Here is a 25,170-nt window from a genome sequence, read left to right as displayed (position 1 = left end):
TGTCGCAACGACCCGCAACGGCCGCCGATGTCCCGGGTCAGGGGCGGGCGGCCTGCACGGTCCAGGAGTCGCGGCGCGGGTGGTGCCCCAGCGCGATCCGGCCCGTCGCCCACAGCAGGGCCCGGCCCGCGTCGGGGTCCACCGACGGCGGGATGCCCGGGAACAGCCGGGTCAGCACCGCCGCCGCCAGGTCCGGGGGAGGGGTCCAGCTCAGGCCGAGGCCCTGGGCGATGTCCCAGGTGTGCACGAGGATCTCGTTCACGCCCAACGCCGCGAAGCCCGTGCGGTCCGTCGGGCCCCAGTGCCAGGCGGTCGCGTCCGGGCCCGCCGCGTCGAGCTCCAGGATCAGCAGGCGGGCGCACGAGGCCACGATCCGCAGGACCGTGCGCGGGTCGGTGCCGGGGCGGACGACCAGGTCCAGTGGGAGGTAGGCGGAGTCGGCCCGGGCCGCGAGCTGAGTCGCGTACGCGGTCAGGTCGTGCGCGATGTGCTCGGCCGTGGCCAGGCACGTCCACTCGACCACGCCCGCCGGGGCCGACCAGGCCGCCGGCGTCGTGGCGGGCTCGCGCAGCAGGGTCAGGGACTCGTCGAGGGCGCGCCGGACGTCTGCGCTGTCCATGAGGGCACGGTACCGGCGGCCGGTAGCGGGCGCACCTCGTCCGCGGTCAGCGGGATCGGGCCGCGCAACTGGCGGGCCACCGCCGTGAACCAGCCCAGATGGATCTCGTCCCGGTCGGCCACGAACGCGGCGCGCAGCTCGTGCCAGCGCAGGCCGGGGTGGCGGTGGTGCACGTTGTGCAGGTTGAACGCGAGCACGAAGTACTCCAGGGCCCGCGGCAGGGCCAGGTTCATCGCGTCGAGGGGGCGCTCCAGGCGGGTGCGGTAGTGGTACGCGTTGTCGGCCAGCGACACGATCAGGGCCCGGGCGCCGACCGCGCTCCACAGCATCCAGCAGTGCCGGCCCCAGGCCAGGGACGAGCCGGTGTACGTCACGATGACCGCGATCGCCTCCACGCGGAACTTGCGCAGGTTGTCGCGGCGCGCGACGCGCTCGAAGAGCAGGCCGGTCACCGAGTCCAGGGAGTCGGTGAGGCGCACCAGCAGCCGCCAGCCCGGGCGCGGCAGGAGGACCAGCAGCACGGACAGGAGCTCGAGCACGTACAGGCCGCCGAGCAGCCGCGGGTAGTACGTCCGCGCCGCCGTCAGCCACGAGGACCTCGCCGGGTCGTAGACCTCGGTGCGCTCGCGCTGGGTGCGGCTGTATCGGTGGTGCAGCAGATGGCCGGCCTTGAGCAGCGTGAACGGGCCGCCGTAGCCGGCCGCGAGCAGGCGGCCGAGGCGGTCGTTCCAGGCCCGGTTCCGCAGCAGCGTGCCATGGATGGCCTCGTGGATGAGCGACCACAGCGGGACCGTGGTGAGCGCGAGCGGGACGAGCAGCCAGGCCCAGCGCGGTCCGAGCGGCAGGAGGACCAGGGGGAGCACGGCGAGTTGCAGCAGCAGGGCGGCGAGCGCTGCCCCCACCAGCGCGATCGCCAGCACAGACTGACGGCGAACCATGTTCGCACGCTAACTCGGCCGAGGAAACGGCCGAGTGTCCGCCTCGCGAAGACTTGGGTGGCACCATGGCCGGGTGCTGCTGGAGATCATCGCCCTGGACGCCGCCGATGCCCGGGCCGCCCAGGAGGGCGGGGCGGACCGGGTCGAGCTGGTCAGCGACATGGCCGCGGACGGGCTCAGCCCCGCCCCGGCGACGGTCGAGGCGGTGCGGGCCGCGGTGTCGATCCCCGTCCGGGTGATGCTGCGCACGACGCCGGGGTTCGCGGCCGACGTACCGTCGCTGCGCACCACCCTCCGGCGGCTGCGCGCGGCCGGGGCGACCGAGTTCGTGCTCGGCTTCCTCGACGCCCGCGGGGCGGTGGACCGGGCGGCGCTCGACGCGCTGCTGGACGGCTTTGCGTGGACGTTTCACCGGGCCATCGACCACGCCGCCGACCGGGCCGCGGCCTGGCGCGCGCTGGAGGGCCTGCCCGGCCTGACCTCGGTGCTGACGGCCGGTGGGCCGGACGGGATGGACGCGGGGCTGCCCGGCCTGCTGGCCGACGCGCCGATCCGTCGAAGCCTGCTGCTGGCCGGGGGCGGCCTGCGGGCGGCGCACATCCCCGCGCTTCGGCACGCCGGAGTCCGCGCGTTCCACTCGGGCACCGCGGTGCGGCCCGGCGGCCGCTGGGACGCCCCCGTCTCGCCGCGACTCGTCGAGCGGCTGCTTCAGGCGCTGGGCCCGGCGACGCCGAGCACGTTGCCCTCCGGGTCCTGAAAGTGCCCGACGGTGAACGGCCCCGAGGCCGGCTCCGGCCCCATGAGCCGCTTGCCGCCGAGGCTCTCGGCCCGGGCCAGGGCCTGCTCGACGTCGGGCACCCCGACGTAGAGCAGGACGCGCCGCGGGTACCCGTCGCCGCCGCAGACCCCGCCGTTGATCCCGGCCGAGTCCTCCCCGACGAAGTGGTAGTCGCCGTCCGGCGAGACGGTCGTGGTGGCCGCGTTCCCGGGCGGGTCGAAGCGCCACTCGAACAGCCCGGCGTAGTAGTCGCGCAGCTTGCCGGGCTCGATGCCGCTGATCTCGAAGTGCACCACGGGCAGACCCATGTCGAGCTCCTCTCCTCGGTGCTCTGACTATCACGGTCACGTGACGAAGAGAGGAGCTCGAACCGGACACGTCACCGCCGAGGTCAGAGGGACCAGTTCTGGTTGGCGCCGCCGCCGCAGGTCCAGATCTGCAGCCGGGTGCCGTTGGCCGAGCTGGGGCCGGTCGCGTCCAGGCACTTGCCCGAGCCCACGTTGACCAGCGTCTGGCCCGTGCGCGTCCACTTCTGGGCGTTGCTGCCGTTGCAGTCGTACAGCTGCACCTTCGTCCCGTTCGCGGTGCCCGCCGCCGTCACGTCCATGCACTTGCCGAGCGCCCGCAGGGTGCCGTCCGAGGCGCGGGTCCACTTCTGGGCGCTCGTGCCGTTGCAGTCGTAGAGCTGCACCGCCGTACCGTTGGCGGAGCTCGCACCGGCGACGTCCACGCACTTGCCGCCGTAGCCGACGATCTGGCCCGCGGCGCCCGTCGGGCCCGTGGTCGGCGTCGTCGGGCCGCCGGTCGGCGAGGTGCCCAGCCACGCGTTCGCGGCCGAGGAGCCGGTGCTGTCGATCGCGGTGTTGCTCTCCACGGGGCTGGGCACCGAGGACGGGAAGACGATGAACGTCACCGGGCCGGCGGTGCCGCCGGTGGCCGGGTTCGGGTCGATGCCGAGCGCGGTGGCCAGGGCGTAGGAGCCCTCGCCGATGATGGTGTCCGGGCCCTCGTCGGCGAAGACGGCGTAGGCGACCTGGTTGTTGTAGACGACCGCGGCCACGGCCCCGGGCCGGATGCCGTTCGCGCCGTAGTCGAAGCGCGGGCTCGGCAGCGGGATCACGTAGTAGCGCGTGACGTCCGAGGTGAAGTACGAGCCGTTCGACGTGGTGAACGAGGTCTGGGCCTGGTACCACGGGTCGGTCGAGGCGTTGCAGTGCGACGTGCCGATGCCGTCGCAGTCGATGTCCATGTCGGCGGTCCAGAAGTAGGCCGAGCCGCTCTTGCAGATCGCGACCGTGGCCGCGCCGCCGTCGTCGGTGGCGTACTTGCCGTTGGACACCTGGTTGCAGGTCTGGGTGCGGGCCAGCAGCTGGCTCGCGGTCGGGCCGGCGGCGAGCGCGGCCCTGTTCGTCTGGGCGAGGGCGTACGCGGTCGTCGCGGTGCACGAGAGCACGACGGCCGCGAGGGCGATGAGGGGCAGGCGGTACCGCTTCACGAGCAGGCTCCTAGGAAGACTGAGGGGTCTCCCAACGGCACGTTGCGGACGTGTTGGTGAGCCGAAGGTTGCGGATAGGAAACCTTATTGACAGATGTGTGTCAATGCTCGGGCGGCAGGAGGGCGGCTTGATTCACGTCATGCGATCGCGCCGGAACGGGCCCGTGCACCGGCCGGCGGCCACGGCGGCCGACGCGATCGCGGCGTCGTAGACCTGGTAGACGGTGATCGCCGCCGGGGAGTACACCGCCCGGATCTGCCGCGCCGGGGTCACGGCCGGGCCTCCCGGGCGGCGATGGCGGCCTGGATGCGGCGCAGCGTGCGCAGGGCCTTCTTCGCCGCGGCCCGCACCTCGCCGTCGAACACGGTGGTGCCCCGATCCTCGGCCTGCAGCCGCTGCAGGGTCGCCGCGACCCGCTCGTCGCCGGTGGAGCCCAGCGCCACCGCGGCCCAGTAGCGGCGGTTCGGGTCCGGGTCGTCCGCGGCCGCGATCAGCCGCGGGACGACCTGCGGGGCGAAGGCGGCCAGCGCGCTGGCGATGTGGCCGATCCGCGGGAAGCGGCGGTGCTCGAACTCGTGCCACAGCGCGTCGAGGGCCTCCGGGCCGCCGATGTCCGCGAGCGCCTCCGCGGCCCGCAGCCGCACCCAGTCGACGCCGTCGCCGAGCAGCGGGCGCAGCGCGGGCACGGTGGACGCGTCGCCGAGCCGGCCCAGGGCCCGCAGCGCCTCCTCCACGACCTTCCACTGCGGGTGGCCGAGCAGGCCGACCAGCTCCGGCACGGCCTCGTGTACCCCCATCGCCGCGCAGCCCATGGCCGCCCAGGCCTGGCAGTTGTACCGGGTGTCGCGCAGCGCCGCGAGCAGCGGCTCCCGCAGCGCGCCGGGCGGGGTGTGCGCGGCGATCACGTCGGCGTGGTTCATGGCCCGGGTGTAGAGCGAGCGGTGGTAGTCGGCGTAGTCGCGCACGAGCGCCTGCAGCGCGGCGACCGCGGCCGGGTCGCCGAAGTCGTGCGCGCGCTCCAGGAGCCGGTAGAGGTGCTCCTCACGCGTGTCGAGGTCACCATCGCGCAGGACATTCGCCGTCATTCGAGCGATCCTAGGCGGCGAGGCGCTCGAGCGCCGGGCGCGGGAGCTGCGGCATGCTGTGCGGTGTGGACAACACCCGCCCCTTCACCCTCTCGCAGCTGCCGGCCGTCGCCGGCGACGTCGCCGCGCGCCTGATCGACGCCGGGTTCACCGAGGCGCCGCACCTGCGCCAGGCCCTTGCGCTCGCCGAGGAGGCCGGCGAGTTCGTCGGCGCCGTCCGGCGGCACTACGGGATGGCCCGCCGCACCGGCTCCCGCGAGGACGTCGAGGCCGAGCTCGCGGACGTGGTCATCACCGCCTTCGTGACCGCGCACACGATGGGCATCGACCTCGAGCGGGCGGTGGGGCGCAAGCTCGGCGTGGTGTACACCCGCGGCTGGCGGGAGGAGCGGTGAACTGGCTGGAGATCGTCGGCTGGGCGGGCTCGGCCCTGCTCGTGTGGTCCCTGCTGCAGCGGCGCCTGCTGCGGCTGCGGCTGTTCAACCTGGTCGGCTCGCTGGTCCTGGTCGGCTACAACGCCGGGGTCCGGGTGTGGCCGATGGTCGGCCTGAACCTCACGCTCGCGGTGATCAACGTCTGGCAGCTGTACTCCCTGCTGCGCACCCGCCACGACGAGCGCACCTACCAGGTGGTGCAGGTCGCGACCGACGACAACTTCCTGGCCCACGTGCTGCGCGTGCACTGGGCCGACATCGCCCGCTTCAACCCCGACTTCCGCTTCGACGACGACGGGCGCCGCCTCGCCTTCCTCACCCTCAACGCCGACGAGATCGTCGGGGTCCTCATGCTCCGCCCGTCGCCGCAGGACCCGCAGGTCGCGCAGGTCGAGCTGGACTACGTGACGCGGCGGTACCGCGACCTGTCGCCGGGCGAGTTCGTCTTCCGGCAGAGCGGGCAGCTCACCGCGCACGGCTTCCGGCGCGTGCTCACCCCGCCCGGGATGGTCGCCCCGTACTACTCCCGCCTCGGGTTCGAGCGCACCGGCGACCGGTACGAGCTCGACCTGACCCGGAGTTTCGATTAGCTCTGCTAACGAGGTATATTGCCAGGGTGGATCACGAAGGGCTGGCCGATGCGCTGGCGTCGCAGCTCAACGGCGTGCGCCGGGTGCTGCGCCGCCGCCTGCGGGCCGGCCTCGCGGTCCCCGCGCTGACCGGCAGCCAGGTCGAGCTGCTGCGGCTGGTCGAGTCCGCGCCGGGCACCGGCGTCTCGGCCGCGGCCGCGCAGCTGCACCTCGCCGGCAACTCGGTCAGCACCCAGGTCAACCACCTCACCGAGGCCGGGCTGCTGCGCCGCGAGCAGGACCCCGCCGACCGCCGCTCGGTGCGGCTCTTCCTCACCGAGGCCGCGGCCGAGCGGCTCGACGCCTGGCGCGAGGCGCGGATCTCGCTGCTCGCCACGGCGCTGGACTCCCTCGACGAGGACGAGCGGCTGGCCCTGGCCGCGGCGGTCGGGGCCCTGGGCCGCCTGGCGTCCGTCCTCGCCGAGCAGGGGGAGTCCGCATGAACCCGGCCGTTGAGATCGCGGGACTGCGGCACCGCTTCAAGGAGACCCTGGCCGTCGACGACCTCTCGCTGAGCGTCCAGCCGGGCGAGATCTTCGGGCTCCTGGGCCCCAACGGCGCCGGCAAGACGACCACGATCCGGGTGCTCACCACGCTGCTGCCCCCGCAGGCCGGCCGCGCCGAGGTCTTCGGGCTCGACGTGCGCCGCAACCGGATGGCGGTGCGGCGGCTCATCGGCTACGTCCCGCAGGCGCTCTCGGCCGATGCGGCGCTCAGCGGGCGCGAGAACGTCGCCCTGTTCGCGCGGCTGTTCGACGTGCCGCGGGCCGAGCGCCGGGCCCGCGCCGACGCCGTGATCGAGGCGATGGGCCTGGCCGAGGCCGCGGACCGCCCGGCCGGCACCTACTCCGGCGGCATGATCCGCCGCCTCGAGCTCGCCCAGGCCCTCGTCAGCGCGCCGCGGCTGCTCGTGCTCGACGAGCCCACGATCGGCCTCGACCCCGTCGCCCGGGCCGGGGTGTGGGAGCGCATCACCGAGGTGCGGGCCGAGACCGGCATGACCGTGCTCGTGACCACGCACTACATGGAGGAGGCCGAGGAGCACTGCGACCGGGTCGCGCTCATGCACCGCGGCCGGATCCGGGCGCTGGGCTCGCCCGCGCAGCTCATCGCCTCCGCCGGCGGGGACTCGCTGGACGACGTTTTCCGGCAGTACACCGGGGATGATCTGGACGCAGGGGGGTTCAGCGATGTCCGTGCGACTCGCCGCACCGCACGCCGTCTCGGCTGACGCCGGGCGCACGGGGCCGGTGCGGGTCCTCGCGACCCGGATCGCCGCGATGTGCCTGGTCGAGCTGCAGAAGCTGCGCCGCGACCGCACCGAGGTGATCACCCGGGCCATCCAGCCCGCCCTGTGGCTGATCATCTTCGGCCAGACGTTCACCCACCTGCGGGCCATCCCCACGGGCGGGCTGCCGTATCTCGACTTCCTCGCCCCGGGCATCCTGGCCCAGTCGGCGCTGTTCGTGTCGATCTTCTACGGCATCCACATCATCTGGGAGCGCGACGCCGGCGTCCTGGCCAAGCTCATGGTGACCCCGACGCCGCGGGCCGCCCTGGTCACGGGCAAGGCGTTCGCGGCCGGGGTCCGCGCGCTCGTGCAGGCCGTGGTGGTGCTCGTGCTGGCCGCGATCCTGGGCGTGTCCCTGACCGGCAACCCGCTGAAGCTGCTCGCGACCGCGGTGGTGCTGCTGCTCGGCTCGGCGTTCTTCTGCTGCCTGTCGATCATCCTGGCGGGCCTGGTCCTGAAGCGGGACCGGATGATGGGCATCGGCCAGGCGATCATGATGCCCCTGTTCTTCGCGTCGAACGCGCTCTACCCGGTCTCGGTGATGCCCGGCTGGCTGCGGGTGCTCAACCACGTCAACCCGCTGAGCTACGAGGTCGACGCGCTGCGGGGCCTGCTCATCGGCACTCCCGCGCGCCTCCTGCTGGACTTCGGCGTGCTGGTCGGCGCGGTGGCGGTCGCGGTGTTCGCGGCCTCGGCGATCCTCGGGCGCCTGACTCGCTGACAGGTGCCCCCGAGTCATACAGAGGTGATCTCGACGCGCTGTCACCGCGAGCCGGTGATGGCCTACGATGCGTACTCATGGCAGATGGCGTCGGCGACGAGCAGGCCGGCTGGTCGGGCCGGATCGACACGACCACGGCACACCCCGCCCGGCGGTACAACTACTGGCTGGGCGGCAAGGACAACTTCGCCGCCGACCGCGAGTCCGGCGACGCGATCGCGCGGGTCTACCCGGCGATCCGCACCACCGCCCTGGAGAACCGCGCCTTCCTGCAGCGCGCGGTGCGCTACCTGGCCGGCGAGGCGAACATCCGCCAGTTCCTCGACATCGGCACCGGCATCCCGACCGCGAACAACACCCACGAGGTCGCGCAGAGCGTCGCCCCGGACTCGCGGATCATCTACGTCGACAACGACCCGATCGTGCTGACGCATGCCCGGGCGCTGCTGACGAGCACGCCGGAGGGGCGCACGGCCTACATCGACGCCGACCTGCGCGACCCGGGCACCATTCTCGAGGACGAGAACCTGCGCAAGACCCTCGACTTCGGCCGGCCGGTCGCCCTGATGCTGATCGCGATCGTGCACTTCCTGTTCGACGAGGACAAGCCGTACGAGATCGTGCGGTCCCTGGTCGACGCGCTGCCGTCGGGCAGCTACGTGGTGATGACCCACGGCACCGCGGACCTCAACGAACCGGCCGCGCGCGACTACGCGCTGCGTGAGATCAAGGCGGGCCGCCTGAAGGTCGACGCCATGCCGCGCAGCCTGGACGAGGTGGCCCGGTTCTTCACGGGCCTGCAGATCGTGGAGCCGGGCATCGTGCCGGTGACGGCCTGGCGCAACCCCGTCCCGGAGGAGGACCGCCCCCCGCTGGTCGACACGGCCATGTACGGCGTGGTCGCCCGCAAGCCGTAGCCCCGACGGACGCGAGCCGCCGCCGCCGGCCCCGCACGGCGGGCCCGACGGGTGCTACGCCTTGACGGCGGCCGGGCCCGTCGAGCCGCGCACGGTCAGGTGGACCGGCAGCATGACCTGCTGGCGAGTGGTCGGTGAAGGGGCCGAGGTCCGGTCGAGCCGGGACAGCAGCATCGACACCGCCACCCGCCCGGCCTGCTCGATCGGCGCCGTCAGGGTGGTCAGCGGCGGATGGCAGAAGTCCGCGCCGAAGATGTCGTCGCAGCCGACCACGCTGAGGTCCTCGGGCACGCGCACGTGCCGCTCGCGCAGGCGCTGCAGGATGCCGATCGCCAGCAGGTCGTTGAAGACGATGCACGCCGTCGCGCCGGTGTTCAGGACCGCGTCCGCCGCGGCCGGCCCCGAGCCGCGGCCCGACGGGAACGGGCCCACCCGCGTGAAGGTCAGGCGGTGGCGCGCCGCCACCTCGCGCATGGCGTGCCAGCGGGCCTCGTTGGGCCAGGAGCGCTGCGGGCCCGAGACGTAGGCGATGTCCCGGTGGCCCAGGGAGAGCAGGTGCTCCGCCGCCTGGCCGATCCCGGCCGGGGTGTCGATGATCGCGCTCGGGACGCCGCGCACGTTGCGGTTGATCGTCACCAGCGGGATCTCGCCGGCCAGGCGGGCCAGCTCGCGGTCCGGCAGGCGCGACGCGGCCAGGATCGCGCCGTCGAGCGAGCGGCGCATCTTGTGCAGCATCTCGGCCTCCAGCTCGCCGGAGTCCTCGGTGTCGATCAGCAGCTGGGCGTAGCCGGCCGCCTTGAGCTGCTGCTGGGTGCCCCGGATCACGCCGAAGTAGAACGGGTTGGTCACATCGGAGACGAGCACCGCGATGGCGCGCGTCCGGCCCGAGGACAGGGCGCGCGCGGGGGAGCTGGGGACGTAGCGCAGCTCGCGGGCCGCGGCCTCGATGCGCTCCCGCGTCACGGCGTTCACCCGGCCCGGGTTGTTGAGGGCGCGCGAGACCGTGGACGCGGCGACCCCCGCCGCCGCGGCGATGTCGTTGATCGTCACGGGGCGGTCGCGGCCGGAGGGGCGGGGCATGCCCGACAGCGAAGCAGATTTGGCAAAAGATGGCAAACGATTGCCACGCCTTCAGCAGCGTTGATAGCGTCCGCAACCATCGATCCGCCACTCGAACCAACGCCCCCATAGCAAGCGACGAGGAGTGGACACCCCCCATGAATCGCATGAAGCTCATGTCCGCCGGACTGGCCGCGGCCGTCCTGCTCGCGGCGTGCGGCAACGACAGCAAGGACACCGCGACCGGCGACGGCAAGCTGGACGGCGCCGGCAAGACGATCAACGTGCTGGTGCAGGCCAACACCATCTACCCGCAGCAGCAGAAGCAGTGGTTCACCGACACCAGCGCCGCGTTCAAGGCCCAGACCGGCGCCGAGGTCAAGTTCGAGACGTTCGCCTCCGCCAACGACGAGCTCACGAAGATCCAGACGAGCGTCGTCTCCGGTCAGGGCCCCGATGTGTACTCCCTGGGCACGACCTTCACCCCGACGGCCTACGCGACCGGGGCGTTCCTCGAGCTCACCGACGCCGACTGGCAGAAGGTCGGCGGCAAGGACGCCTTCGTCCCGGCGTCGCTGGGGATCTCCGGCCCGGACGCGCAGCACCAGGTCGGCATCCCGTTCACGAGCCGCCCGTTCGTGATGGCGTACAACACCGAGCTGCTCAAGGCCGCCGGCATCGACAAGCCCGCCGACAGCTGGGACGGGCTGCGCGAGCAGGCGAAGAAGCTCACGAGCGGCGGCACCTACGGCATGGCGGTCGCCTACGCCGACGGCTTCGACCCGTGGAAGTTCATCTGGGCGATGTCCGTGCAGGCCGGCAACCCGCTCGTGGCCGGCAAGAAGGCGTCGCTGGACGACCCGGCGACGGTCAAGGCCTACCAGACCTACCTCGGCTGGCTCGCCGCCGACAAGGTCGTCGACCCGGCCGCCGTCGGCTGGAAGAACGCCCAGGCCATCGCCGAGTTCGGCGCGGGCAAGGCCGCGTTCCTGCCGATGGTCTCGGCCACGTCCAAGGTGACGCTGGACAAGTCGCAGGTCGCGGGCAAGTACGCGTACGCCGTCATGCCCACGATCCCGCCCGGCGCCACGGCCAAGCCCGGCAACGGCGTGGCCGCGACCAGCATCCTCTCCGGCGACAACCTGGTCGTGGCGAAGTACTCCAAGAACAAGGACCTCGCCCTCGCCCTGGTCAAGCTGCTCACCAGCGCCGAGCAGCAGAAGACGTACTACAAGACCTTCGGCGAGCTGCCCACGAACGCGGCCGCGGCCAAGGAGCTGCAGGCGGACCCGGCCCTCGCGGCGATCGTGGACTCGTCGTCGAAGTCGGCCGGCACGCCGTTCAACGGCGGCTGGAGCAAGGTGCAGCTGGCCCTGCTCAACGTCGTCGTGCAGTCCATCCCCGACCTCAAGGCCGGCAAGGTGGACGACGGCAAGCTGAAGTCCCTCGTCACCGCGGCCCAGAAGGATGCCCAGAGCGCCGTGGACGAAGCAAAGTGAGCAAGGCCGTCTCCCGGCGTCAGCGTCCACTGTGGATGCTGGCGCCGGGCGGCGTGCTCATGGTCCTGGTCATCCTGGTGCCGCTGGCGGTCGCGCTGCTGGTGTCCACCCTGGACCTGAACCAGTACACGCTGCGGCAGTGGACGGACGCGCCGAACATCTGGCTGGACAACTACCGCGAGGCCTGGAGCGAGACGGCCCTGCCGCACGCGATCTGGGTCACGGTGGGCTACGCGGTCATCGTGACGATCGCCGCCGTGCCGCTGGGCCTGGCCGCCGCCCTGGCCACCCAGCAGCGCTTCCCGGGCCGGGCGCTGGTCCGCTCCGCCTTCCTGATCCCGTACGTGCTGCCCGCCTTCGTCGTCGGCACGGTGTGGCGCACCATCCTGCAGCCCAACGGCCCCGCGGGGAACCTGCTGGGCGCCGACTACCTGTGGCTCAACGGCCCGCGCAGCTACTGGGCGCTCGTGCTGGTGCAGATCTGGACCTCGTGGCCGCTGCTGTACCTGCTGGCGCTGTCCGGCCTGCAGGGCATCCCCGACGACGTGCACGAGGCCGCGGCGCTGGACGGCGCCGGCTACCGGGCGAAGCTGACGAGGATCGTGCTGCCGCAGCTGCGGGGCGTGCTCGGGCTCGGCATGGTGATCGAGTTCCTGCACACGCTCAACAGCTTCACCCTGCCGTACGTCCTCTTCGGCGTCCCCGCCCCGCACGACGTCGAGGTGCTGCCCGTGCTCACCTACGTGGAGAGCTTCCAGAACTTCAAGTTCGGCCTCAGCGCGGCGATGGCGGTGCTGTCCCTGGTGCTCGTGGCCATCCCGCTGTCGGTGTACCTGCGAGCGGTGAGGCTGAACCGCGATGAAGACTGACGTGCAACGGCTCCTGCCCCGCTGGCTGCAGATCCTGGTCATCGCCGGGCTCCTCGCCGCGACGCTGACCCCGGTGCTCTACATGCTCTTCGCCAGCGTCAACGACGACCTCGCCGTCGCCCGCGGCGACTTCTGGCCCAGCGCCTTCCACCCCGGCAACTACGCCGAGATCTGGGACACCGTCGAGCTCGGCGACGGCCTGCTCAACAGCGTCCTCGTGGCCGGCTCCGTCGCGGTCGTCTCGGCCCTCGTGTCGGTCGCGACCGCCTACGTGCTCGTGCGCTTCACGTTCTTCGGCCGCGGGCTGATCCTGCGCGGGCTGCTCGCCCTGCAGAGCATCCCGGGCACGCTGATGCTGCTGCCGGTGTTCGTGCTCTTCGCGAACCTGGCCCGCATCCTCAGCATCGACGTCATCGGCACCCGCTGGGCGCTGTTCGTCACCTACCTCACGTTCGCGCTGCCCTTCTCCACCTGGGTCATGGTGACCTACCTGCGCGGCCTGCCGCACGAGCTGGACGAGGCGGCCCGGCTCGACGGCGCCTCCTCCTGGCGGATCCTGCGCTCGATCGTGATCCCGCTCAGCTGGCCGGGGCTCGTCGTCTCGGCCATCTTCGCGTTCCTGCTCGGCTGGAACGACGTGCTGTTCGCCTCCGTCATCACCAACGCCGACACCCGCACCGCCGCGGTCGCGCTGCAGGTGTTCGGGGCGACCCAGGAGGGCGGGGCGATCCCGCTGTACGGGCAGCTGATGGCCTCCGCGCTGGTGTGCGCGCTGCCCGTGGTCGTGTTGTATCTCGCGTTCCAACGGTTCCTGGTAGGCGGCCTCACGGCCGGGGGAGTGAAATGACACAGTTGAATGTGGCGATCGTCGGCAGCGGCATCATCGGCGCCAACCACGCCGAGGCGATCGCCCGCCATCCGCGGCTCACCGTGGCCGCCCTGGTCGACGCGCGGATCGAGGCCGCCGAGGCCCTGGCCGCGAAGCTCGACCCGCACCCGTCGGTCCACCTGACGCTCGCCGAGGCCCTGGCCGCCCACGACATCGACCTCGTCTCCATCTGTACCCCCAGTGGCCTGCACATCGCCGCCGCCGAGGAGACCCTGGCGGCCGGCGCGCACCTGCTCGTCGAGAAGCCCCTCGACACCGACCTGGCCAAGGCGCGCGCGTTCGCGAAGGTGGCCGAGGCCGCGGCCGGCCGCGGGCTGGTCGCCTCCGTGGTCAGCCAGCACCGCTTCGACCCCGCGACCGCCGCGCTGCTCGGCGCCGTGCGGGCCGGCCGGCTGGGCCGGATCACCTCCGCCGTCGTGTCCATGCCCTGGTGGCGCGACCAGGCGTACTACGACTCCGCCGACTGGCGCGGCACGTGGGCGTTCGACGGCGGCGGGGCCCTGGCCAACCAGGGCATCCACCTCGTCGACCAGATGCTGGCCCTGCTCGGGCGCCCCGCCGAGGTCTACGCGCAGACGGCCCTCGTCTGCCACGAGCGCATCGAGGTCGAGGACCTCGCCGCGGCCACGATCCGCTTCGCCTCCGGGGCGCTCGCGGTCCTGCACGCGACCACCGGCGCCTGGCCGGGGCTGCCCGTCCGCCTCGCGCTGCACGGCACCGAGGGCTCCGCGGTCCTGCACGACGACCAGCTCGAGTCCTTCCACACCGCGGGCGATCCCGGGCTGGGGGCCGCCGATCTGGTCCCCGCGGCCGACCTCTACGGCGCCGCGAAGGCCCCGGACGGCTTCGTGACCGGGCACCTGCGCCAGTACCAGGACATCGTCGAGGCCATCGAGACCGGCCGCGACCCGGGAGTACGGATTCAGGACGGGCTGCTCGCCCTCGGCCTGGTGCGGGCCGTCTACGTCTCCGCCGCCCTGGGCCGGCCCGTGTCCTTCGACGAGGTCCTCGACGGCGCCCACGACGACGTCCGGCCCGACACCAAGGGAGCACACCAGTGAAGTTCTCGGTCTTCACCGCCTCGACGCCCGACTGGACCCCGCAGGAGGCCGCGGCCGAGCTGGCCGCGCAGGGCTGGGACGGCATCGAGTGGCGGATCACCGACCAGGAGGAGACCGACGAGCCCGGCTTCTGGGCCGGCAACCGGGCCACCTGGCCGCTCACCGGGCTCGAGGAGCGCCTCGCCGACATCCAGGCCGTCACGCGCGGCGCCGGCCTGGCGTACTCGGGCCTCGGCGGCTACGCGCGCAGCTTCGAACGCGACGACGTGACCCGGCTCCTCGCGGCCACCGCCACGCTCGGCGCCGGCCGCGTCCGGGTCACCATGCCGCTGCTGAAGACCGGCGACTACCCGGACCTGTTCGCCGGGGCCCGCAAGGACCTCGAGTGGGCGACCGCGGAGGCGGCCCGGCTCGGCGTCACCGTGCTCGTCGAGCTGCACCACGAGACGATCGCCGCGTCCGCCTCGGCCGCGCTGCGGCTCGTCGACGGGCTCGACCCGGCCGCCGTCGGCGTCATCCACGACCTCGGCAACCTCGTCATCGAGGGCCACGAGGACCACCGGGCCGCGTTCCAGCTGCTCGGCCCCTACCTGCAGCACGTGCACGTGAAGAACGTCGCCTGGCGGGCGGTGTCGAGCGCGCCCGACGGCACCGTCACGTGGAAGGCGGACTGGGCCACCCTCCGCGAGGGCCAGGCCGACGTCGGCGCCTACCTGCGGGCCCTGCGCGAGCACGGGTACGACGGCTGGGTCACCCTCGAGGACTTCTCCACCGCCGTACCCCTGCGCGAGCGCACCCGCGACAACCTCGCCTACCTGAGGTCCCTCATCTAGGTGTTGCGCAGGTGGGTGACGGCGCTGTCGTGGTTGCGCACCAGGCCGGCGTCGAGCCCGTGGGCGGCCAGGAACGCGGCCGGGTAGCGGGCGCCGGTGTCGGCGTCCTGCCACACCCCGGCGGCCAGGAACGGCAGCCGGGCCGGCGGGGCGGGCTCGCCGTAGCGGTGCCCGTCGAGGAACTGGAACACGGCCGCCTCGTCGCCCGCCTCGGACACGTAGGCCAGGGCGGGGGCGTCGCTGTCGCGGGGCGAGCGGATGCGGTGCAGCCGCCCGTGCTGCACGATCGGGCGGATCCGCTTGTACTGCCCGATGAGCTCCGCCGCGAGCCGCCGCTCCTCGGCGCTCCACCGCGGCAGGTCCCCGCCGACGCCGAGGACGCCGGCCATGGCCACGTGGAAGCGGAACCGCAGCGGCACCCGGTTGCCGGTGAGGAAGTTGGGGGCGTCGGTCACCCAGGCGGTCATCGCTTGCGCCGGGTACAGCTGGCTGAAGCCCTCCTGGATGTGCAGCCGGTCGCTCGCGTCGGTGTTGTCGCTGGGCCATACCTGGTCGGTGCGGGCCAGGATGCCGAGGTCGACGCGGCCGCCGCCGGAGGCGCACGACTCGAACCGGACCCCGGGGTGGTCCCGGCGCAGCCGGTCCAGCACCGCGTAGAGGTTGCGCGCGTGCCGGGTGGACCACTGCAGGCCGCGGTACGGGCCGGGGTCGGTCACGGGCCGGTTCATGTCCCACTTCACGAACGCGATGTCGTGCTCGGCGAGCAGCGTGTCGAGCCAGTCGTGCAGCCAGGCCGCCACCTCCGGCCGGCCGAGGTCGAGGACGAGCTGGTTGCGCAGCTCGTGCCGCGGGTAGCCGGCGGAGGCGTAGACCCAGTCGGGGTGGGCGCGGTACAGGTCGCTGTCGGGGTTGACCATCTCGGGCTCGACCCAGATGCCGAACGCCATGCCGAGCTCGCGCACGCGCGCGATCAGCGGCCCGAGGCCGTGGGGGAAGCGGGCCGAGTTGGGCCGCCAGTCGCCGAGGCCGGCGTTGTCGGCGACGCGGGCGCCGAACCAGCCGTCGTCCATCACGAACAGCTCGCAGCCCAGCGCCGCGGCCCGCTCCGCGAGCGCCAGCTGGTTGGCCTCGTCGAGCAGGAAGCCGGTCGCCTCCCACGAGTTGTAGAGCACCGGGCGCAGCTCGCCGCCGTGCGGGAGGACCTCGCCGCGCACGTAGGCGTGCCAGGCCCGGCTGGCCCCGCCGAAGCCCTCGCCGCTGTAGAGGCCGCAGCTCTTCGGCGTCTCGTAGCGGCCGCCCGCGTCGAGCCGGGCGACGGGCGGCTCGTGCCCGGCGCCGGCGTTGACGACGACCCGGCCGACCGGCAGCCGCTGCACGTCGACGCGCCAGGTGCCGGACCAGGCCAGGGCCGCGGTCCACACCTCGCCGTGGGTCTCGGTCGCGGTGCCGTCGTCGAGCGCCACCCACGGGTTGTGCATCGGGCTGGTGGTGGTGCGGCGGCTGCCGAGCCGGACGGTCCCGGCGGGCAGGTCGGTGCGCTCGACGCGGGAGTCGGCGCCCCAGCGGCCGTGCAGGCACGACAGGCGCGCACCGTCGCGGGCGGGCAGGCACCAGGCGGCGCTGTCGGCCCGCACGAGCTCCACCGGCACGTCGGTGTCCAGCTCGGCCCAGCGCTCGACGACGTCATGGCCGGGGGAGACCCGGTAGTGCAGGGTGAGGCGGACGGGGCGGGTCAGCTCGCGGTACCGCAGCCGCAGATGCCCGCCGTCGGCCTCGGCCCGCGCGAGGACCCAGCGCACGGCCCGGCTGTCGTCGCCGAAGCGCAGGGCGAGGGCGGGCTCGGTGAAGCGCAGGCCGGTGTCCGACGGATACTCCTCCCGCCCGTCGAGGGGGCTCTCCCAGCTGCCCCGCGCCGCGTCGTGCGGCACCCCGGCCAGCGCGACCGCGGCCTCGTCGTCGACCGGCCCGCCCCAGTGCGCGGCGAGCGGGACGTCCTCACCGCCGCCGGTATCGAGGACGTAGGCGCTGTTGGGCGTGCGCAGCAGCCAGACACCGGGTGCGACTTCGGAGACCGGGGGCGGTAAGGGCATGCGACGTTCGTAGCACCTGACCGCCGGGTTTGTCAGGACCCGGCGTAGGCGGCCCCGAGCAGGGCCGAGCGTTCGGTGTCGGCGACCGGGCGGGCCGGCACGGGCAGGTGCAGCGCCGGCTCGATGAGGTCCCAGGCGCCGGTCATCGAGCCGCCCACGACCACGACCTCGGCGCCGAAGCGGTCCAGCCACTCGGTGAGCAGCCGGCCGAGGATGCCGAACGCGGTGCCGACGACCTCGCGGGCGTCCTCGTCGCCGCCGCGGGCCAGCGCCGCCAGGCCCCGCATGCCGTCCACGGTCACGCCGGTGCGGGCCAGGTAGCCGCGCACGAGCGCCCGGTCGGAGACGAGGTCCTCGATGTTCACGCCGTCGACGTCGCAGAAGTGGATCTCGCCGTCCTTGGGCACGTCCGGCCCGTCGCTGACCACGGCCCCGTCGGCGAGCCAGGACGAGCCGATGCCGGTGCCGAGGGTGATCGCGACGCAGCGGCGGGTCCCGGTCGCGGCCCCGTCGACCCACTCGCCGAGCAGGAACGCGTCGGCGTCGTTGACGAACGTGAACGCCGCCGGCTCGGCCGGGATCGCCGCGGCCAGGGCCTCGCGCAGGTTCACGCCGTGCAGCTGGTCGAACTTGCTCACGCCCTCGTGCAGCGCCACCCCGGCGGCGTAGTCGAACGGGCCCGGGAACGCCACCGCCCAGCGGTCGCCGGGGCCGGGCAGCAGCCGCTTCGCCGCGTCCGCCAGCGCGCCGACGATCGTGAGCGCGTCCTGGGCGGGGTCGAGCGGGTGCCGCTGCCGATCGAGGATGCGGTGCCGGGCGACCTCGACGCTACCGGCGGTCACATGGCTCCCACCGATCTCGAGAACCCGCACGGGAGGGGAAGGGGAGTCGGTGTCCTGCACGGCGTAAACGTTATCGCACCCGGTTGGCGATGATCGGCTCCGCGTACGGGTACGGCGTGTGCTTCGAGACCCCCACGAGCCCGGCGAAGAACGTGTTCATCGCCGCGGCGGTCCCGGCGTGGCGCAGGATCACCGCCCGGCTCTCGCGGGGCGCGTCGTCCAGCTCCGCCGGGAGCGTGCCGGTGGCGGCCTGCGCGATCAGCTCCTGCGCCCGGTTCCAGTCGCCGCCGCCGTGCGCGTACGCCAGCCAGGTGGCCAGGTGTCCGGCGTTGTAGCGGCGGTCGTAGGCGGCGTGCGCGCGGAAGAACGCGGACTCCTCGGGCGTGCGGGCGAACGAGGCGTGCAGGGCGAGGCCGAAGTCGGTGAGGTACACCAGCCGCCCGTCGGTGAGCAGGTTGCCCATGTGCGCGTCGAAGTGCAACAGCCCGCCGGCGTTCATCGCGCAGACGGCGGCGGCGAGCCGGGCGGCCACCTCGACGCCGGCGTGCTGGTCGCCGCCGTCGATGCGCTCGCGCAGCCACGGGCCGAGCTCGTGCGGGATGTGCTCCAGGAACAGCGTGACCGTGGCCGGGGCCGCGCTGAGCTCCTCCAGCCGGCGGCGCACCGCGGGGCTGCCGTCCCAGTAGGCGGTGAGCTCTTCGATGTCGGCGTCGGCGTCGGCGGGCCCGCGACCGGGACGGGGCAGGACGCGCCAGTGGTACAGCAGCGGGAAGTTCGGCTGCCGCCCCGAGCGCACCCACGCGGTGGTGAGCCGGTGCGCGGTCAGCTCCCGCCAGGCCCCGAAGCCGGCCGAGCCCACGCCGTACTGGTAGAAGCCCGGCAGCCCGAAGAGGTTCCCGGTGTCGTGCGGCGCGGCCAGCTCGGTCGCGGTGAGCGGCACCTGCTTCACGAAGACCGGGACGCCGTCGACGTCCAGCCCGGCGGTCCGCCCCCCGATCCCGGCGCCGTGCGGCACGGCGCTCCCGAGCACCCTCGCGAGCGCGTCGTCGCCGAGCGCGGCGAGTGCGGGCGCGACCCGGTCGAAGCGCGCGGCGCGGTCATCGAGCATGGTCGCAGTGTGCCACGCGCGCGAAAGGCGCGACCGGCGTTTGCCGGCCGCGCCCCCTTGCGGATGCTCCTACCTGTGCTTGCCCATCGCCACGAGGGCGATGATGATCGCGATCACCGCGAGCGCGCCGATGATGGCGAGGGCGATCTTGCCGGCACTGTACGGCCGCTCGCCCGCGATCTCGCCCGTCACGCCGTTGACCTGGATGTTGTAGGTCTTGCCGCCGTAGAGGTAGCAGGCGATCCACACCGGCAGCAGCATGAGCTTGAAGGTGACGTCGTTGTACTGCGTGTGCATCTGCTCGACGCGCTGCTCGTCGCCGCCGATGTCCTCGCGGCAGTCCTGCTCCAGGATCGGGCGCATCTTGTTCTTGGCGTGCTCGAGGCCCTGCTCCGGCTCGACGTCGTAGCGCAGGGTCTCGTGCCCGGCGAGGTACTCGGGTCGGTACGGCTGCGCGTTCGGCAGCGGCCACGGCTCCAGCGCGTCCAGGTGCTTCTGGCTCACCTTGGTCGTGCCGGTCACCAGCACGTCGTCGAAGTCACGGAAGACCCGCCCGCTGGCGTGGTACCACCGCGTCTTCTGCACCTGCCGGGTCTTCGTCTCACCGTTCTCGGTGTAGGTCTCGGTGACGTAGTAGTGCTCGCCCCGCTGGCCCTGGTAGTCCGTGATCGTGCGGGAGTCGTAGGTCCAGTGCGGCAGGTACGTGCTCTTGGCCGTCTCGGCCTCGGACACCTTCTTCAGGCCCGACGGGGCGAACCAGCGCGACGACGCCCACTTGCCCAGCGCCTCGCGCAGCGCCCGCTTGTCGACCCCGAAGGGCACCACGGCCTCGGGCACCACCAGGTCCTGCGGGCTCAGCTCGGCCACCACCGGCGCGTTGCAGAACCGGCAGCGGTCCGAGATCGAGTCGCTCTCGGTCTGCGCGCCGCAGTTGCGGCACACGAACACGTGCTTCGCCAGCGTCGCGATCGGCTTGCGGGGCAGGCTGGTGAAGGAGAGGTAGTCGTGCTCGCGAACCCGTGCGCCCGTGGTCTGCAGCACCGTCTCGTGGCCGCAGTACGGGCACTTGAGCACGTTGGTGCCCGGTGCGAACTCGACGTTGGCGCCGCAGCCGGCGCACGGGTACTGGTTCTGTGACATGTCCTGGTCAGCCCATCGGGGGGAGCGGCGGGGGAACGGAGTTGAAGATGCCCGCCAGCTCCGGGATCTGCTCGGCGGGGGTCCAGGCGGCCATGCCGTTCTTCCACAGCAGCGTGGAGCGGCTGATCGCCCCGGCCTGCACCTGCTGGGCCAGCGCGTTCGGGTCGAACGGGCCGGCCTGGGCGCCGTTGATCGCGGCGAACCAGGTGGCCTGCTGCGGCACCGGCGGGGGCCCGGCCGGCGGCGCCGACTGCGGCGCGCCCTGCGGGGCGTACCCGGGCTGCTGCTGCGGGTAACCCTGCTGCGGGTAGCCCGGCTGCTGGGGCTGCGTGGGCCGGTTCAGCGACTGGGCCACCTGCTGGGCGGCCGCCATGCCCAGGCCGAGACCGAAGCCCTCGCCGGCGCCGCCCTGGTTGTTGGCGGCGGCCTCCATGGCGTTGGCGGCCTGGAACTTCGAATACTGGTCCAGATTGCCCAGCACGCCCATCGAGGTGCGCTTGTCCAGCGCCTCCTCGACCTCCGGCGGCAGGGAGATGTTCTCGATGATGAACTTGGGGATCTGAATGCCGTACTCGGCCAGCTCCTGGGTCAGCACCCCGGCGAGCTTCTGGCCGATGAGCAGCTGCTGGGAGACGAGGTCGAGCACCGGCACCTGCGCGGCGGCCAGGGCCGGGCCGAGGTGGCCGACGATGAGCTGGCGCAGGAACTCCGAGACCTCTTCGGTGCGGAACTGGGGGTCGGTGCCGACGAGCTGCTTGAGCAGGTTCTCCGGGTGCACCACGCGCAGCGAGTAGGCGCCGAAGGCCCGGATGCGCACCATGCCGAACTCGGCGTCGCGCATCATGATGGGGTTCTGCGTGCCCCACTTGAAGTCGGTGAACTGCCGGGTGTTGACGTAGTAGACCTCGGCCTTCCACGGCGAGTCGAACCCGTATTTCCAGCCCTTGAGGGTGGACAGGATCGGCAGGTTCTGCGTCTGCAGCGTGTAGGTGCCCGGGACGAAGACGTCGGCGATCTGGCCCTCGTTGACGAAGACCGCCACCTGCGACTCGCGGACGACGAGCTTGGCGCCCATCTTGATCTCGTTCTGGTAGCGCGGGAACCGCCAGACGATCGTGTCCCGGCTGTCGTCGAGCCACTCGATGATATCGATGAACTCGCCCTTGACCTTGTCCCACAGTCCCACGTCGGTCCCCCTTGCCTTCGGATCATCGAGCGTCGCCGACCCTAGCAACCGTTTCTGGGATTCGGGAGTTGCTGTCGGGAAGCCGCTCCGGCCAGTTCACCGTAAAATCGCCGCCGCGTCAGTCAGGAACCGGGCATATGCCGATCCGCCGCCGGCGCCGAATGCGCGTACATCGGGTAGTTGTGCACAAGTCCGGCCGCGACGCGCGGCGCGACGGGGACGCCGGCGCCCCGCAGCGGCTCGGCCACGCGGTCCTCGACGGTCATCGGCGGCCCGCAGGGCGGCGCGATCCCGCCGTCGGGCGGCGGGCGGCACGGCGCGATCCCGCCGTCGGGCGGCGGGCGGCACGGCGCGATCCCGCCGTCGGGCGGCGGGCGGCACGGCGCGATCCCGCCGTCGGGCGGCGGGCGGCACGGCGCGATCCCGCCGTCGGGCGGCGGGCGGCACGGCGCGATCCCGCCGTCGGGCGGCGGGCGGCACGGCGCGATCCCGCCGTCGGGCGGCGGGCGGCACGGCGCGATCCCGCCGTCGGGCGGCGGGCGGCACGGCGCGATCCCGCCGTCGGGCGGCGGGCGGCACGGCGCGATCCCGCCGTCGGGCGGCGGGCGGCACGGCGCGATCCCGCCGTCGGGCGGCGGGCGGCACGGCGCCATCCCGCCGTCGGGCGGCGGGCGGCACGGCGCCATCCCGCTGCCGCGCGGCGGACGGCTTCGACCCCGGCGAGCCCGGCCGAGCGCGAACCGCTTCACGGCCTCGTCGTTTGGTCCCGAAAAATCCGGCGCTTCGCTAGCCGGATTTTTCGGACTTATCAGCATATTGTCGCCCGCTGTTCGACCTCAGGGGCCAGCACTGCGGGGCCGGGGACTGCTGACACTGGCGCGCCGGCTTCGCTGCGTCCCTGCCCTCGCGCTGCTCGCGGTGTTCGCCGTGGCCGCGGCGGCGCTGGTGCTCGGGGGCTCGGGATCTCGATGCGCATGGTGGCGGCTACCTCGGCGGTGACGGGAGTGGCGCGATTGCGGCATGCGGAGCGGCGCGGTTGCGGCGTGCGGAGTGGCGCGGTTGCGGCGTGCGGAGTGGCGCGGTTGCGGCGTGCGGAGTGGCGCGGTTGCGGCATCCGGATTCGCCACGCGTGGCCGAAGCCGAAATAAGCGGTCGGATTTTTGCAGAGATCCGTGTTAGTTTTCCCGCCTCACGTAATCGGATGACGGGGGCTGGGTATGGGGACCGAGGTGCTCGTCGAAGCTGCGGGGCTGGAGAAAGTGCACGGCGCGGGTGGTGTCCGGGCCGTCGGCGGGGTCACGTTCGCCATCGAGCGGGGCGAGGCGTTCGGGTTTCTCGGGCCCAACGGCGCCGGGAAGTCGACCACCATGCGGATGATCGCGTGCGTCTCGCCGCCGACCGGTGGGCGGCTCACGGTCCTCGGCCGCGACCCGGTCCGCGACGGCTCCGCGATCCGGGCGCGCATCGGGGTCGTGCCGCAGGACGACGCCCTCGACGCCGAGCTGACGGTCGAGGAGAACCTGCTCATCTACGGGCGCTACTTCGGGCTGTCCCGGCGGCAGGCGCGCGACAAGGCGGTACAGCTGCTGGATTTCGCGCAGTTGACCGACAAGGCGGGCGCCAAGGTGGCCGCGTTGTCCGGTGGGATGCGCCGGCGCCTGACCATCGCCCGGTCGCTCGTGAACGATCCGGAGATCCTGCTGCTCGACGAGCCCACCACCGGCCTGGACCCGCAGGCCCGGCACGTGCTCTGGGACCGGCTCTTCCGGCTCAAGCAGGACGGCGTCACGCTCATCCTCACCACGCACTACATGGACGAGGCCGAACAGCTCTGCGACCGGCTCGTGGTCATGGACAAGGGCGCGATCGCGGCCGAGGGCTCGCCGCGGGAGCTCATCGAGCGGTACGTGACGCGCGAGGTCCTCGAGCTGCGCCTGCCGCCCGGCGCGCCGGTGCCGAAGGACGAGCGCGTCGAGCGGGTGGAGGAACTGCCGGACCGGGTCCTGCTCTACGCCGAGGACGGCGAGGCGGTGCTGGCCCGGCTCGAGACCGAGCCGATCGCGGCCCTGGTGCGCCGGGCCACGCTCGAGGACGTCTTCCTGCGCCTCACCGGAAGGTCGCTGGTCGAATGAGCGTCCTGGCGCTGCGCGAGTTCTCGTACTGGATGCTGCGCTACCGCAGCACCTGGCGCTCCACGATCGTCGTGTCGGTCCTCAACCCGCTGCTGTTCCTGCTCGCCATGGGCGCGGGACTGGGCCGGCTCGTGGACCGCAACACCGCCCCCGACACCCTGCACGGCGTCGTGTTCCTCGCCTTCTTCGCCCCCGGCCTGCTCGCCGCGGCCACCATGCAGACCGCGGTCATCGAGGCGACGCGCCCGGTGTTCCTGGGCGTGCGCCCGGGCGGCAGCTACCGCAGCGCCGTCGCCGGCCCCCTGGGCCCGTCCGACGTGCTCGCCGGGCACCTGCTCTACATCGCGTTGCGGATCGCCACCTCGGCGCTGTGCTTCGTCGCCGTGCTGCTGTGCTTCCCGCCGCTGCGCACGACGGCGCTGCTCTGGCTGACCCCGGCCGCGCTGCTGACCGGGCTGGCGTTCGCCACGCCGTGCATGGCCTGGGCCGCGACGCTGGAGACCGGGCAGCCGATGTCGACCCTGTTCCGCTTCGTGATCATGCCGATGTACATGTTCTCCGGGGTGTTCTTCCCGGTCGAGCAGATCCCGGCGGCGCTGCGCTACGTCGTCTACTGCACGCCGCTGTGGCACGGCACCGAGCTGTGCCGCGGCGAGCGGCCCGTCCTGCACGCCGCGTACCTCGGCGCGCTCACCCTCGCGGGCCTGCTGCTGGCCCGCCGCACCTACCGCAGGCGGTTGTTCGCATGACCCGTGCCCTGCTGCTCGTCGAGCGCAATCTCATGATCTACCGGCACACCTGGGCGATGCTCGCCGCCGAGGTGCTCGAGCCGCTGCTGTACCTGCTGTCGATCGGCGTCGGCGTCGGCGCGCTCGTGGGCGCGGTCCCCGGCGTCGGCCCGGGCATCAGCTACGCCCAGTTCGTCGCGCCCGCCCTGCTGGCCACCGCGGCCATGAACGGCGCCCTGAACGAGACGGCGTTCGGCCTGTACTTCAAGCTCCGCCACGAGCGCACCTACGACACGATGGTCACGACCCCGCTGACGGTGCGCGACATCGCCCTGGGCGAGACGGCCTGGGCCCTGCTGCGCGGCGCCATCGCCAGCGGCGGGTTCCTCGCGGTCGTGGCCGTGCTCGGGTACGCCCGCTCGCCCTGGATCCTCCTCGCCGTGCCCGGGGCCGCGGTCGTCGGCTTCGCGTTCGCGGCCGCGGGGCTGGCCGTGGCCACCTTCCTGCGCGGGCCCGGCGACTTCCAGCTGATCCAGCTCGTGATGCTGCCGATGTTCCTGTTCGCGACCACGTTCTTCCCCGTGACCGTCTATCCGCGGCCGGTGCAGTGGTTCGTGGAGGTTCTGCCGCTGTACCACGCCATCCAGCTCCTGCGCGAACCCGCCCTCGGCCACGTCGGGCCCGCGCTGCTGCCGTCGCTGGTCTACCTGCTCGCCTTCGGCGCCCTGTCGCTGGCGGTCGCCCTGCCCCGCCTGCGCCGCGCTCTCCTGGCCTAGTCGCTTGGAGAGGTGACCCCACCGGTCACCGAGGTTCCCCAGCACCGTCC

The 25,170-nt window shown here is 72.9% G+C and carries 28 protein-coding genes; 15 read left to right on the top strand and 13 right to left on the bottom strand.

Going from position 1 to position 25,170, the window contains the following annotated elements; all coding sequences use genetic code 11:
* Window positions 1–37: 37 nt before the first annotated feature.
* Both ACQP2P_RS33755 and ACQP2P_RS33750 read right to left on the bottom strand, forming a co-directional pair.
* Entirely contained in the window at window positions 38–619 is a 582-nt protein-coding gene (locus ACQP2P_RS33755) for a maleylpyruvate isomerase N-terminal domain-containing protein (RefSeq protein ID WP_433607794.1), read from the bottom strand.
* Window positions 577–1,557: a fatty acid desaturase gene (locus ACQP2P_RS33750; protein WP_433607792.1), complete on the bottom strand. Its 981-nt coding sequence runs from the start codon at window positions 1,555–1,557 to the stop codon at window positions 577–579. The genes ACQP2P_RS33755 and ACQP2P_RS33750 overlap by 43 nt, the downstream gene beginning before the upstream one ends.
* Window positions 1,558–1,630: 73 nt before the next feature.
* Here ACQP2P_RS33750 and ACQP2P_RS33745 point away from each other — a divergent pair, with 73 nt between their 5' ends.
* Window positions 1,631–2,314: a copper homeostasis protein CutC gene (locus tag ACQP2P_RS33745; protein ID WP_433607790.1), complete on the top strand. Its 684-nt coding sequence runs from the start codon at window positions 1,631–1,633 to the stop codon at window positions 2,312–2,314.
* Here ACQP2P_RS33745 and ACQP2P_RS33740 read toward each other — a convergent pair.
* The 4 genes from ACQP2P_RS33740 to ACQP2P_RS33725 form a co-directional block, all read right to left on the bottom strand.
* Entirely contained in the window at window positions 2,266–2,643 is a 378-nt protein-coding gene (locus ACQP2P_RS33740; protein ID WP_433607788.1) for a VOC family protein, read from the bottom strand. The two genes, ACQP2P_RS33745 and ACQP2P_RS33740, sit on opposite strands and share 49 nt — an antisense overlap.
* An 83-nt stretch (window positions 2,644–2,726) precedes the next feature.
* Window positions 2,727–3,830, bottom strand: coding sequence for a ricin-type beta-trefoil lectin domain protein (locus tag ACQP2P_RS33735; protein WP_433607786.1), 1,104 nt, complete (start codon window positions 3,828–3,830; stop codon window positions 2,727–2,729).
* A 133-nt stretch (window positions 3,831–3,963) separates the two neighbouring features.
* The gene (locus tag ACQP2P_RS33730) at window positions 3,964–4,104 is read right to left on the bottom strand and encodes a DUF4291 family protein (protein ID WP_433607784.1); all 141 of its coding nucleotides are present in this window, start codon (window positions 4,102–4,104) and stop codon (window positions 3,964–3,966) included.
* Window positions 4,101–4,916, bottom strand: a complete 816-nt coding sequence (locus ACQP2P_RS33725; protein WP_433607782.1) for a HEAT repeat domain-containing protein — start codon at window positions 4,914–4,916, stop codon at window positions 4,101–4,103. Before ACQP2P_RS33725 ends, ACQP2P_RS33730 begins: the two co-directional genes overlap by 4 nt.
* 65 nt (window positions 4,917–4,981) lie before the next feature.
* Here ACQP2P_RS33725 and ACQP2P_RS33720 point away from each other — a divergent pair, with 65 nt between their 5' ends.
* The 6 genes from ACQP2P_RS33720 to ACQP2P_RS33695 all read left to right on the top strand — a co-directional run bounded on the left by ACQP2P_RS33720 (window position 4,982) and on the right by ACQP2P_RS33695 (window position 8,908).
* A complete protein-coding gene (locus ACQP2P_RS33720; protein ID WP_433607780.1) occupies window positions 4,982–5,311 on the top strand; it encodes a MazG nucleotide pyrophosphohydrolase domain-containing protein in 330 nt (109 codons plus the stop codon).
* Entirely contained in the window at window positions 5,308–5,940 is a 633-nt protein-coding gene (locus ACQP2P_RS33715; RefSeq protein WP_433607778.1) for a hypothetical protein, read from the top strand. Before ACQP2P_RS33720 ends, ACQP2P_RS33715 begins: the two co-directional genes overlap by 4 nt.
* A gap of 26 nt (window positions 5,941–5,966) precedes the next feature.
* On the top strand, window positions 5,967–6,422 hold the full coding sequence (locus ACQP2P_RS33710) for a MarR family winged helix-turn-helix transcriptional regulator (RefSeq protein ID WP_433607776.1): 456 nt from the start codon (window positions 5,967–5,969) through the stop codon (window positions 6,420–6,422).
* Entirely contained in the window at window positions 6,419–7,210 is a 792-nt protein-coding gene (locus ACQP2P_RS33705; RefSeq protein WP_433607774.1) for an ABC transporter ATP-binding protein, read from the top strand. Before ACQP2P_RS33710 ends, ACQP2P_RS33705 begins: the two co-directional genes overlap by 4 nt.
* Window positions 7,170–7,991 (top strand): ABC transporter permease, encoded by an 822-nt coding sequence (locus tag ACQP2P_RS33700; protein WP_433607772.1) that lies wholly within the window; start codon window positions 7,170–7,172, stop codon window positions 7,989–7,991. Before ACQP2P_RS33705 ends, ACQP2P_RS33700 begins: the two co-directional genes overlap by 41 nt.
* A 77-nt stretch (window positions 7,992–8,068) precedes the next feature.
* Window positions 8,069–8,908 (top strand): SAM-dependent methyltransferase, encoded by an 840-nt coding sequence (locus ACQP2P_RS33695; protein WP_433607770.1) that lies wholly within the window; start codon window positions 8,069–8,071, stop codon window positions 8,906–8,908.
* A 54-nt stretch (window positions 8,909–8,962) separates the two neighbouring features.
* On the opposite strand, the gene ACQP2P_RS33690 is transcribed toward ACQP2P_RS33695, so the two are convergent.
* Window positions 8,963–9,988: a LacI family DNA-binding transcriptional regulator gene (locus ACQP2P_RS33690; protein ID WP_433607768.1), complete on the bottom strand. Its 1,026-nt coding sequence runs from the start codon at window positions 9,986–9,988 to the stop codon at window positions 8,963–8,965.
* Between the two features lie 137 nt (window positions 9,989–10,125).
* Here ACQP2P_RS33690 and ACQP2P_RS33685 point away from each other — a divergent pair, with 137 nt between their 5' ends.
* From ACQP2P_RS33685 to ACQP2P_RS33665, 5 genes are read left to right on the top strand one after another with little or no spacing between them, the layout of a single operon-like run.
* The gene (locus ACQP2P_RS33685) at window positions 10,126–11,466 is read left to right on the top strand and encodes an ABC transporter substrate-binding protein (protein ID WP_433607766.1); all 1,341 of its coding nucleotides are present in this window, start codon (window positions 10,126–10,128) and stop codon (window positions 11,464–11,466) included.
* Complete coding sequence (locus ACQP2P_RS33680) at window positions 11,463–12,335, top strand: carbohydrate ABC transporter permease (protein ID WP_433607764.1); 873 nt, start codon at window positions 11,463–11,465, stop codon at window positions 12,333–12,335. Before ACQP2P_RS33685 ends, ACQP2P_RS33680 begins: the two co-directional genes overlap by 4 nt.
* The gene (locus ACQP2P_RS33675) at window positions 12,325–13,182 is read left to right on the top strand and encodes a carbohydrate ABC transporter permease (RefSeq protein ID WP_433607762.1); all 858 of its coding nucleotides are present in this window, start codon (window positions 12,325–12,327) and stop codon (window positions 13,180–13,182) included. Before ACQP2P_RS33680 ends, ACQP2P_RS33675 begins: the two co-directional genes overlap by 11 nt.
* Window positions 13,179–14,285 (top strand): Gfo/Idh/MocA family protein, encoded by a 1,107-nt coding sequence (locus ACQP2P_RS33670; RefSeq protein ID WP_433607760.1) that lies wholly within the window; start codon window positions 13,179–13,181, stop codon window positions 14,283–14,285. Before ACQP2P_RS33675 ends, ACQP2P_RS33670 begins: the two co-directional genes overlap by 4 nt.
* Window positions 14,282–15,118: a sugar phosphate isomerase/epimerase family protein gene (locus ACQP2P_RS33665; RefSeq protein ID WP_433607758.1), complete on the top strand. Its 837-nt coding sequence runs from the start codon at window positions 14,282–14,284 to the stop codon at window positions 15,116–15,118. The genes ACQP2P_RS33670 and ACQP2P_RS33665 overlap by 4 nt, the downstream gene beginning before the upstream one ends.
* Here ACQP2P_RS33665 and ACQP2P_RS33660 read toward each other — a convergent pair.
* From ACQP2P_RS33660 to ACQP2P_RS33635, 6 genes are all read right to left on the bottom strand, one after another.
* Window positions 15,115–17,208, bottom strand: a complete 2,094-nt coding sequence (locus ACQP2P_RS33660) for an alpha-galactosidase (RefSeq protein WP_433607756.1) — start codon at window positions 17,206–17,208, stop codon at window positions 15,115–15,117. The genes ACQP2P_RS33665 and ACQP2P_RS33660 overlap by 4 nt on opposite strands.
* 32 nt (window positions 17,209–17,240) lie before the next feature.
* Window positions 17,241–18,050: an ROK family protein gene (locus ACQP2P_RS33655; protein WP_433607754.1), complete on the bottom strand. Its 810-nt coding sequence runs from the start codon at window positions 18,048–18,050 to the stop codon at window positions 17,241–17,243.
* 70 nt (window positions 18,051–18,120) lie between these two features.
* On the bottom strand, window positions 18,121–19,158 hold the full coding sequence (locus ACQP2P_RS33650) for a serine/threonine protein phosphatase (protein WP_433607752.1): 1,038 nt from the start codon (window positions 19,156–19,158) through the stop codon (window positions 18,121–18,123).
* A 69-nt stretch (window positions 19,159–19,227) separates the two neighbouring features.
* Window positions 19,228–20,298: a hypothetical protein gene (locus ACQP2P_RS33645; RefSeq protein ID WP_433607750.1), complete on the bottom strand. Its 1,071-nt coding sequence runs from the start codon at window positions 20,296–20,298 to the stop codon at window positions 19,228–19,230.
* Window positions 20,299–20,305: 7 nt separating this feature from the next.
* Complete coding sequence (locus tag ACQP2P_RS33640) at window positions 20,306–21,484, bottom strand: SPFH domain-containing protein (RefSeq protein ID WP_433086637.1); 1,179 nt, start codon at window positions 21,482–21,484, stop codon at window positions 20,306–20,308.
* A 122-nt stretch (window positions 21,485–21,606) separates the two neighbouring features.
* Window positions 21,607–22,233, bottom strand: a complete 627-nt coding sequence (locus tag ACQP2P_RS33635; RefSeq protein WP_433607748.1) for a hypothetical protein — start codon at window positions 22,231–22,233, stop codon at window positions 21,607–21,609.
* Window positions 22,234–22,701: 468 nt separating this feature from the next.
* Between ACQP2P_RS33635 and ACQP2P_RS33630 the strand changes: the two genes are divergently transcribed.
* Genes ACQP2P_RS33630 through ACQP2P_RS33620 form a run of 3 tightly spaced genes read left to right on the top strand, consistent with a single transcriptional unit; the run spans window position 22,702 to window position 25,120 of the window.
* Window positions 22,702–23,616, top strand: coding sequence for an ATP-binding cassette domain-containing protein (locus ACQP2P_RS33630; protein ID WP_433607746.1), 915 nt, complete (start codon window positions 22,702–22,704; stop codon window positions 23,614–23,616).
* Window positions 23,613–24,365: an ABC transporter permease gene (locus tag ACQP2P_RS33625; protein WP_433607744.1), complete on the top strand. Its 753-nt coding sequence runs from the start codon at window positions 23,613–23,615 to the stop codon at window positions 24,363–24,365. The genes ACQP2P_RS33630 and ACQP2P_RS33625 overlap by 4 nt, the downstream gene beginning before the upstream one ends.
* Window positions 24,362–25,120 carry an ABC transporter permease gene (locus ACQP2P_RS33620; RefSeq protein ID WP_433607742.1) on the top strand — a complete coding sequence of 253 codons (759 nt, stop codon included), beginning with the start codon at window positions 24,362–24,364 and terminating at the stop codon, window positions 25,118–25,120. Before ACQP2P_RS33625 ends, ACQP2P_RS33620 begins: the two co-directional genes overlap by 4 nt.
* Window positions 25,121–25,170: the final 50 nt, after the last annotated feature.

This window comes from Dactylosporangium sp. CA-139114, assembly GCF_050955725.1.
GTDB lineage: Bacteria > Actinomycetota > Actinomycetes > Mycobacteriales > Micromonosporaceae > Dactylosporangium.
This window is presented reverse-complemented; position numbering and strand designations above follow the sequence as displayed.

Excerpts from the sequence above, each read along its gene's own strand:
- ACQP2P_RS33625 (WP_433607744.1), top strand. The coding sequence starts at position 23,613 with ATGAGCGTCCTGGCGCTGCGCGAGTTCTCGTACTGGATGCTGCGCTAC.
- ACQP2P_RS33685 (WP_433607766.1), top strand. The coding sequence starts at position 10,126 with ATGAATCGCATGAAGCTCATGTCCGCCGGACTGGCCGCGGCCGTCCTG.
- ACQP2P_RS33695 (WP_433607770.1), top strand. The coding sequence starts at position 8,069 with ATGGCAGATGGCGTCGGCGACGAGCAGGCCGGCTGGTCGGGCCGGATC.
- ACQP2P_RS33690 (WP_433607768.1), bottom strand. The coding sequence starts at position 9,988 with ATGCCCCGCCCCTCCGGCCGCGACCGCCCCGTGACGATCAACGACATC.
- ACQP2P_RS33750 (WP_433607792.1), bottom strand. The coding sequence starts at position 1,557 with ATGGTTCGCCGTCAGTCTGTGCTGGCGATCGCGCTGGTGGGGGCAGCG.
- ACQP2P_RS33670 (WP_433607760.1), top strand. The coding sequence starts at position 13,179 with ATGACACAGTTGAATGTGGCGATCGTCGGCAGCGGCATCATCGGCGCC.
- ACQP2P_RS33630 (WP_433607746.1), top strand. The coding sequence starts at position 22,702 with ATGGGGACCGAGGTGCTCGTCGAAGCTGCGGGGCTGGAGAAAGTGCAC.
- ACQP2P_RS33620 (WP_433607742.1), top strand. The coding sequence starts at position 24,362 with ATGACCCGTGCCCTGCTGCTCGTCGAGCGCAATCTCATGATCTACCGG.
- ACQP2P_RS33660 (WP_433607756.1), bottom strand. The coding sequence starts at position 17,208 with ATGCCCTTACCGCCCCCGGTCTCCGAAGTCGCACCCGGTGTCTGGCTG.
- ACQP2P_RS33705 (WP_433607774.1), top strand. The coding sequence starts at position 6,419 with ATGAACCCGGCCGTTGAGATCGCGGGACTGCGGCACCGCTTCAAGGAG.
- ACQP2P_RS33645 (WP_433607750.1), bottom strand. The coding sequence starts at position 20,298 with ATGTCACAGAACCAGTACCCGTGCGCCGGCTGCGGCGCCAACGTCGAG.
- ACQP2P_RS33725 (WP_433607782.1), bottom strand. The coding sequence starts at position 4,916 with ATGACGGCGAATGTCCTGCGCGATGGTGACCTCGACACGCGTGAGGAG.
- ACQP2P_RS33755 (WP_433607794.1), bottom strand. The coding sequence starts at position 619 with ATGGACAGCGCAGACGTCCGGCGCGCCCTCGACGAGTCCCTGACCCTG.
- ACQP2P_RS33700 (WP_433607772.1), top strand. The coding sequence starts at position 7,170 with ATGTCCGTGCGACTCGCCGCACCGCACGCCGTCTCGGCTGACGCCGGG.
- ACQP2P_RS33650 (WP_433607752.1), bottom strand. The coding sequence starts at position 19,158 with ATGCTCGATGACCGCGCCGCGCGCTTCGACCGGGTCGCGCCCGCACTC.
- ACQP2P_RS33740 (WP_433607788.1), bottom strand. The coding sequence starts at position 2,643 with ATGGGTCTGCCCGTGGTGCACTTCGAGATCAGCGGCATCGAGCCCGGC.
- ACQP2P_RS33675 (WP_433607762.1), top strand. The coding sequence starts at position 12,325 with ATGAAGACTGACGTGCAACGGCTCCTGCCCCGCTGGCTGCAGATCCTG.